The sequence below is a fragment of the Azonexus sp. genome, from assembly GCF_036170495.1.
Taxonomy (GTDB): Bacteria; Pseudomonadota; Gammaproteobacteria; order Burkholderiales; family Rhodocyclaceae; genus Azonexus.
On the sequence record NZ_JAVHPH010000001.1, the window covers coordinates 1 to 7,508 of the forward strand.

The 7,508-nt window shown below is 65.2% G+C and carries 9 protein-coding genes; all 9 read right to left on the bottom strand.

The genetic code is table 11. The features are described from left to right. Positions 1 to 315: 315 nt before the first annotated feature. Positions 316 to 1,173 carry a tetratricopeptide repeat protein gene (locus tag ADADOO_RS00005; RefSeq protein WP_511274107.1) on the bottom strand — a complete coding sequence of 286 codons (858 nt, stop codon included), beginning with the start codon at positions 1,171 to 1,173 and terminating at the stop codon, positions 316 to 318. Between the two features lie 17 nt (positions 1,174 to 1,190). Next, positions 1,191 to 1,865 (bottom strand): hypothetical protein, encoded by a 675-nt coding sequence (locus ADADOO_RS00010; protein ID WP_511274108.1) that lies wholly within the window; start codon positions 1,863 to 1,865, stop codon positions 1,191 to 1,193. Then, a complete protein-coding gene (locus ADADOO_RS00015; RefSeq protein WP_511274109.1) occupies positions 1,862 to 2,944 on the bottom strand; it encodes a beta-ketoacyl synthase N-terminal-like domain-containing protein in 1,083 nt (360 codons plus the stop codon). The genes ADADOO_RS00010 and ADADOO_RS00015 overlap by 4 nt, the downstream gene beginning before the upstream one ends. Then, positions 2,941 to 3,210 carry an acyl carrier protein gene (locus ADADOO_RS00020; protein ID WP_511274110.1) on the bottom strand — a complete coding sequence of 90 codons (270 nt, stop codon included), beginning with the start codon at positions 3,208 to 3,210 and terminating at the stop codon, positions 2,941 to 2,943. The genes ADADOO_RS00015 and ADADOO_RS00020 overlap by 4 nt, the downstream gene beginning before the upstream one ends. Continuing rightward, positions 3,207 to 4,421, bottom strand: a complete 1,215-nt coding sequence (locus tag ADADOO_RS00025) for an ABC transporter permease (RefSeq protein WP_511274111.1) — start codon at positions 4,419 to 4,421, stop codon at positions 3,207 to 3,209. Before ADADOO_RS00025 ends, ADADOO_RS00020 begins: the two co-directional genes overlap by 4 nt. Positions 4,422 to 4,692: 271 nt before the next feature. Continuing rightward, entirely contained in the window at positions 4,693 to 5,631 is a 939-nt protein-coding gene (locus tag ADADOO_RS00030; RefSeq protein ID WP_511274112.1) for an ABC transporter ATP-binding protein, read from the bottom strand. Then, positions 5,631 to 6,626 (bottom strand): BtrH-related acyltransferase DarH, encoded by a 996-nt coding sequence (gene darH / locus ADADOO_RS00035; RefSeq protein ID WP_511274113.1) that lies wholly within the window; start codon positions 6,624 to 6,626, stop codon positions 5,631 to 5,633. The genes ADADOO_RS00030 and darH overlap by 1 nt, the downstream gene beginning before the upstream one ends. Then, complete coding sequence (locus ADADOO_RS00040) at positions 6,623 to 7,018, bottom strand: DarG family dialkylresorcinol biosynthesis protein (RefSeq protein WP_511274114.1); 396 nt, start codon at positions 7,016 to 7,018, stop codon at positions 6,623 to 6,625. Before ADADOO_RS00040 ends, darH begins: the two co-directional genes overlap by 4 nt. After that, the coding region (locus ADADOO_RS00045; RefSeq protein WP_511274115.1) for a 3-oxoacyl-[acyl-carrier-protein] synthase III C-terminal domain-containing protein at positions 7,008 to 7,508 on the bottom strand (501 nt) is incomplete at its 5' end. The genes ADADOO_RS00040 and ADADOO_RS00045, both read right to left, overlap by 11 nt.

The window sequence follows — 7,508 nt, forward strand, 5'->3', positions numbered from 1 at the left end:
GCGTTTTCTGGAGCCTTCTGTTTTTTTGCCAGCTTACGGCGTCAGCCGGGATTGCGCCAGAAGGATGGTTTGCCGGTGTTGGCGGAGGGCTGCGTTTGTCTGGCCGGCGCGAGATTCACGCGGCGCGGGCGCGTCAGGGAAATCGATTTGATTTTTGGCCATTTTTTGCGGTTGACCGTGGGAAATTGCGATGGTCGTCGGCTCGGGCTGGTTTTGGGTCGGTGGCGCCAGGTGGCCAATGAAAATCGGCTGGCCCAGGCAAAACGAAGACATCGGTGTACACCAGCCGCACGGCCAATGTCTTCGCGGAAAAGCCTAGTTCAGCGCGGCCGACATCTTGCGGCGGAATTCGCGGATCAGGTCGTCGTACTGGTCGCTGCCGGCGAGGGCTTCGAACAGGGTGAGCAAGGCCTTGCGGCCGGCACCTTCGTTGAAGGCGCGGTCACGGACGACGACTTCGAGCGCCGCTTCCATGGCGGCGCGGAAATCGCCCTGGGCGGCGTAGGCGCGCGACAGATCGAGGCGAATGGCGTGATCGGCCGGGTTGGCGGCCAGCTTGGCTTCGAGTTCGGCCGTGTCGGCAGCGCCAGCGGCGAGTGCCAAGCGGGCGCGCAGGGCGTTGGCGCGGTCGGCTTCCTGGGTGTATTCGCCGGAGAGCAGTTGGCCGGCTTCGTCGTTGCGGCCGAGTTGCATCATGACATCGACGGCGTCGAGCTGGATGGCCTGGTCTTCGGGTTTCTGCTTGCTGGCGTCGACGAGCTTGGCGAGGGCTTCTTCGAGCTTGCCTTCGCTGACCAGCGCAGCGGCTTCGGCGCGCGGATCGCTGCCGGTAGCGGGGGGCAGGGCAAAGCGGTCGAGGAATTCACGGATCTGGGCTTCGGGCAGGACGCCATCGAATTGATCGACGAGCTGGCCCTGGAACAGGACCTTGGCCGACGGAATGCTGCGCACCCCGAAGTGTTGCGGGAGTTCCGGGTTTTCGTCGGCATTGACCGTGCCGAGCCGGAAGCGGCCCTTGTACTCCGCCGCCAGCTTTTCGAGCACGGGTTTCAGTGTCTGGCTGGGTTCGCTCCGCGGTGTCCAGAAGTAGACGAGGACCGGCAGCGTTTCGGCCGGCTGGAGAACCTTGGTTTCGAAATCTTCGATGGAAACGTCAAAAGCAAATTCGGACATGGTGGGGCCTGTTTAAATTAGAGTCGGGTGAATTCTACCGTCAGCTTCATGGCGACGGGAGAATGCAGGGAAAGCGTCGGACCATCGTGGCCCGCCAGCCATTCGGCGAGGCGGGCCGGGAAGTCGGGCGTATCGGGCCGGGAAATATTCGATGCGCCGTCCACCAAATGGAGGCAGGCCGGTGAGTTTTCAATGGGTGCGCGGCTCAAGGCCAGCCAGTGGGCGCAGGCGGCCGCCGCCGCGTGGTCGAGCTGAGCGCACAGCACCTGGGCGCAACGACCTTCGTTGAGCCAGATGATGGCCAGGCTGAGCAGCAGCGACCAGTTCGCGACGCCTTGGCTGTCGAGCGGCAGATGCATGGCCGTTTGCAGGCCGGGCAGGAAGTTCTGGATCTGCGCGGCAGCGATGGCCGGCTGGGTGGCGAGGAAATCGTAGGGCATCGGTTCGGCGCCGCCCGAGCAGACTTCGTCGAGCAGGGTCAGCGTTTCGAGGCGCGGGCCGCTCGTCGATTGCCAGAGCAGGGCGGTCGGCAGGGCGCGGCGCTCGGCCGGCAGGCAGGCCAGGGCGCCAACGAGTGCCAGCTGGGTGAGCGGTGCGGCGCGGCGCAGCGGTTTGCCGAGTGCGGCGCGTACCGCGGCCGGCAATTCGACCGGGGCGAAGCTTTGGCTGAGGACGGCGGTCAGGCGGATCATCCGTGACGCTCCACGATCAGGCTGGCCAGCCCGCCGCCAAAGCCGACCAGGTTGAGCAGGGCGCGTTCGATGTGTTCGGTGCTGCGCTCAACCATCGGGAACAGGGCGATTTCCGGATCGACTTTGGAGAAACCAGCGGTGGCGGGAATCTTGTCGGCCTCGAGGCAGGCGAGCAGGGCGGCGAGTTCGGCCAGGCCGCTGGCGCCCAGCGTGTGGCCGAGGCCCGGCTTGAGCGAGAGGAGCAGCGGCATGTTCTGGCCGAAAACGCTGCGCAGGGCGTTGGCTTCAGCCAGGTCGGTACCCGGCGAGCCGGCGGCCTGCAGCTTGATCAGTTCGATGTCGGCGGATTTCAAATTTGCCTCTTTTAGACAGTCGACCGTGACATCGGCGATTCGGGAGCCGTCCGGGTTGGGGCCGGTGGTCGAGAAGCCGTCAAGGCCCGTGCGCAGGCCGGCGATGCGCCAGGTGGCAGGTTTGGCGCTCAGGTAAACGGTGGCAACCGCCTCGCCGAGGACCAGACCGTCGCGTCGGGCGTCGAAGGGGCGTCCTGCCGTGCGCGAGAGCAATTCCATGGCGGCAAAGCCGGCCAGCGTGCTGTCGTTGGCAAGTTCGACGCCGAGGACGATGGCGTCGTCGATGAGCCCGGCTGCGATCAGGCTGCGCGCCGCGTCGAGGGCGGAAAAGCCGGAGGTGCAGGCGTTCGAGAAGCTGTAGCAGGCGCCGCTCAGGCCCATCCATTCGCCGATTTGGCGGCTGAACGAGGCGGCGGCGAGCGGCAGGTCAAAAGGCGCGCCGAGTTGCTCGAAATGGCCGATCTGGAAGGAGGATGAGGCGACGAACAGTGGGGTTTCGGGCTGAAGCTGGCCGAGTTGTCCGGCAATCTGACGGACTGCTTTTTCGGACCGGACCATCCAGTCGGCTTCGTCGAGCGGCAGACCAAAATAGGGAAAAGCCCGCTCGCCCAGTTTTCGTTGGCCGGCACTGCATTCGCCATTCCACAGGGCGCTGGCGACCGCCGTCGGCGAATCGCCGCGGGCGCAAAACAGTGCTGTTTTGGCGATGAAAACCGGACGCATCATGCGCGGTTGGCCAGCCAGGCGTCGAGGTGTTCGGCCAGGTTGGCGACGCTGGACAGGACGCGGCGGGTTTCCTTGCTGTCGGGCAGGCGCAGGCCGTAGGTTTTCTTGATCGCCATCGAGACCTGCAGGGCATCGAGCGAATCGAGCTGCAACGGTGCTTCCGGCCCGAAGAGGATTTCGTCGTCGGTGATGCTGGCCGGGTCGCAATCCTTGTCGCAGGCTTCGACGATCAGGGCTTTTAGAGCAAGGCGGAGGTCGGTGGTCATACGCTTTGGCGGCGGTTGAGCCAGGTCGCGGCGGCGAGTGCGAGGGCCGCGCAGGCGAGGAGTTTGACGAGGTCGGGCAGGATGGCGACAAAGTCGCCGTGGCGCAACATGACGGTGTGAAAGCCGTTGAGCGCCCAGGCCATCGGCGACCATTCGGCGAGGGTCTGCATGGCGCTTGGCATCATGAATTTGGGGACCATGATGCCGCCGATCGCCGCCATCAGGATGTTGCCGACACCGCCGATGATCGTGGACTGCTGGGTCGTCTGGGCCAGGCTGGCGACGAGCAGGGCGCAGGCGACAGCGGCCAGGCTGACAGCGGCGGCCACCAGCCAGCAATGGAACAGCCCGGCGCCGGACGGCATGACGAGCGCTTCGCCACCGAACAGCGGGACGCCCCAGATGCCGACGGCAACCATCAGCACAGCCTGAATTTGATTGACGACGAAAAAGGGTACGAGCTTGCCGAGCAGCACGTCGCGGAACGGAACGCCCATGGCCGCGAGGCGCTGGAGCGTACCTTGCTGGCGTTCAGTGATCAGGATGGCGGAAATCGGGATGACGACGAAGAACATGGCGAAAACCAGCCAGGCCGGGACGTTTTGCTGCACCGACGAAGGCGGACGGATGCTGCGGTCGTTCTGCACGGCGGTGCTGACGATTTCGTCCGGCCAGTCGCGTTCGGCCGGACGGGCAGCCGTCGGCAGGCCGAACAGCTTGCCGGCGCTGTGCGTCAGTTCGTCGGCCCGCAGCATGCCGAGCGCCGCGCTGGTCTGGTTGCGGAAAGCGAGTTGCAGCGCCGGGTTCAGGGTCGGATCGACCATCAGGGTCAGCGCTTCGGTGGCCTGGCCGTCGGCGCCGGCCGGGGTCAGCAGGCGTTCGCCAAAGCCCTTGGGCAGGACCAGCGCCAGCGCGTAGCGGCCGGCGCGGATGTCGGCCCGTGCGGCGTCGGTCGTCGCCGGATCGGCGACGCGGCGGAAGCTGCCGGTCTTGGCCAGACGGCGGGCCAGCGATTGCGAATGGGGACTGCCGTCGAGGTCGACAATGGCGTAGGCGACGTCGATGGCGGCGCCGGGCATGAAGGCATCGTGCAGCGCCATGGTCATGACCAGGATGAAGATGATGGGCATGACGAAAAGGGCGGCCAGCCCGTGCCGGTCACGCAGCAAGGCCAGGGTTTCCTTGGTCCACAGGGCAAGCAGGCGGGTCATGGTCTAGAGCGTGCTCACAGTAAGCGGCGGGCAGCGTAAGGGTTTGGCGGGGAGGCAGTGCCAGGCGCCGGTCGCGCCGTGCAGTGATCTGCACCAGCGAGCGGCAACGCAGCAATGCGCCCCGCCCGACCCTTGTCCTTCGGGTTTACCATGGCGGGCAGTCGCCGGCGTTGCTCGGCTTGGGAATGGAACAACCATTCCCGGCACCTCGCGCCTTGGCGCCCATCCCGCCATGGCAAACGCTGTCCCGCCGGTTACTGTGAACACGCCCTTAGTCCCGCAATGAGCGCCGGGTCAGGCGCATGAAAAGCTGTTCGAGATTTTGCCGTCCGACGTGCAGTTGGCGCACGGTGCAGCCGGCTTCGGCCAGTTCGTCGAGCAAACGGGCGACTTCCACGGCCATGGAAACAGAGGTTGGTCCCACGGTCGACCGGAAAAAAAGGCCAAATTTGCAATGGCCGAGATCGGTCGCCGCGTAGCGTTCGGCCAGGGCGGGCGGCAGCGGCTGGTCGAGTTCGATTTCGGCGCTGCTGTCGGCGGTGGCCAGCAGGTCGTCGAGCCTGCCTTCGCTCAGGACGCGACCCTGGTCGAGGATGGCGACACGCTGGCAGATGGCTTCGACTTCTTCCATGTAGTGGCTGGTGTAGAGCACCGTGGTGCCGCTGGCGGGCAGGGCGGCGATGGATTCGAGCAGGAAGCTGCGCGACTGCGGGTCGACGCCGACGGTGGGCTCGTCGAGCAGCAGCAATTGCGGCTGGCCGAGCAGGCCGATAGCCAGGTTGAGGCGCCGGCGCAGGCCGCCGGAGAGTTGCTCGGCGCGTTTGCCGGTGACCTGTTCGAGCCGGGCGAAGGCGATGGCAGAGTCGATCTGCTGCCGGCGTTCGCCGTGCGCCAAACCAAGTGCGCCGGCGAAGAAGGCCAGATTCTCGGCGACGGTCAGCATCGGGTAGAAGGCGTAGTCCTGCGGCACCAGCGCGATGGCGCGCGGGTTGGCGGTGCGGGCTTCACGCAGCGGCTGGCCATTGAGCGAAATATTGCCATCGGCTACGGTCAACAGCCCGGCGAGCAGCGAAATGAGCGTCGTCTTGCCGGCGCCGTTCGGGCCGAGCAGGCCGTAAACGCCGCCAGACGGAATGTTGAGCGATACGTCCTGCAACGCCGGGGCGGCGGCATCGCGATAGCGGTAGGAAACGCCATCGACCTTGAGCATCAGGCGGCGCGGCGCAGGTCGCGGAAGAAGGCTTGCTCGCGGTCGGCGATGGCGCGCAGCTTGTCGGCCAGTTTGGACGGATTGAGCGGCTCGCGGTCACGGATCATGCGGGCGGTGGACAGCGCGAATTCGCGCCACTCGTCGCCGATGTCGACGAGCGTTTCGGATAGTTCGTTGAGCGCCGGGCGAGCCAGTCGCTCGGCCGCTTCCTGCAGGAAGGCGGCGTAAATGAAACGGAAGCCGCCGCCGCCGGTGCCGATTTCTTCCTGCATGCGCACGACCTGACCGATGAACATCTTGGCCGCAGCAGGGTTGCCGGCTGCATCGAGGCGCTCGATAGCATTGGCCAGCCGCCGGATACCGCGCACACCGATGATCGGGATGGGCGAGTCGAGCAGGATGCGCGTCGTTTTCTTGATGGCCCTGGGCAGGACTTTCGCCCAGTCCGGTTCGGACGGCTTGCCTTCCGGGTAGTAAAGCAGCCCCTTCGGGGCCAGCACGCCCTTGGCAAAACGGGCGCGACGCAGGTCGGCCGGGGCGCAGGTTACGGTCGTTTCGACCACCGGATCGGACAACAGATAATCGCCACTCGCCGTATCGCGGCCATAGGCCAGCACATTGTGGGCATTGAAATGAAAGCGCAGGTCTTCCGGCATATAGGGCAGCCAGAACACGGAGGTCTGCATGCCGACCAGTCGGCCGGCATCGAGCAGTTCGTTGAGGCGCTGTTCGCCGGCTTCCGGGCTGCGGAAGGTTTCGAAACGCATCTTGAGGCCGAGCGGCTTCTGCAGGCCCTTGATGATGAACTTCGGCGGCATCCGGTAGGCCACCAACGGCAGGCCGTTAATCTTGATGATCGGCAGATAGGCGAAAGAGAGTGCCGACGACAGACCGAAAGCCATGGCCTCCGAGATCGGCAGACCGAGATGGCGCAGCATCGACGACATGACGCCGCTTTCGCAATGGGAAGCGTGGCTGTGCTGGAATTCCATCATTCGGCCATTTTTAGTTGCTCGACGCTCAGGCCCATGGCGTCGCCATAGCGCTGGAGCAGCCCGGCCGACAGGCCCTGAAAGATGTCGGGCCGAAAGTGACGGCGGATGCGCCACTGCCAGAGGCCGGTGACTTGCGATAGCAGTGGCACGTCCATGCGCGCCTTGTGCATGTGGTATTCGAGCGCCGAAGTCTGCCCGGCGATGACGCGTTGACGGGCATCCTCGGCCAGCCGGTTGAGATCTTCGACGGCTTGCCGGGTGACGATTTCCTCGACCTCCCAGCCGGCCGACTGGACGATGTGCAGCTTGCCGTCGGCGCCGCGCGCGTACATTGCCTTGCGCTGGCCGCCCAGCGTGCTGTTGCCTTCCTGCGGGACTTCGCTATCCAGCATGATCGACGGCCGTCAGGTGCATCAGTGAGCCGGTGAAACGGCCGCTTTCCGGGATGAAACAAAGCAGGCGGTCGCCATGTTTGAGGCGGCCGCTTTTGAGCAGTTCATCGATCATGATGTAGATCGAGGCCGAACCGGTATTGCCCTTCGTTTGCAGATTGGTAAACCATTTTTCCTGCGCGATGGGGAAGCCGACCGCGGTCATGCAGTCGGCCATCGGCTGGCGGAAATACTCGGAGGACATGTGCGGCAGGAACCAGTCGATAGCGGCCGGTTTTACGTCGCGGGTGCGCTGCATTTTTTCCAGCGACTTGCCAATGGTCTGGTAGGTCACCTCGGCGTTGAGCAGGCGGACGTCCTGCTTGACCGAGAAAATCGACTGGGCGGCACGCTGTTCCGGCGAATAGTGCTGCCAGCCCTGCAACGACCCATCGCCCAGCTTTTCGCCGCCGGCATACATGCAGACTTCCATCGTATTGGCCTGCGACAG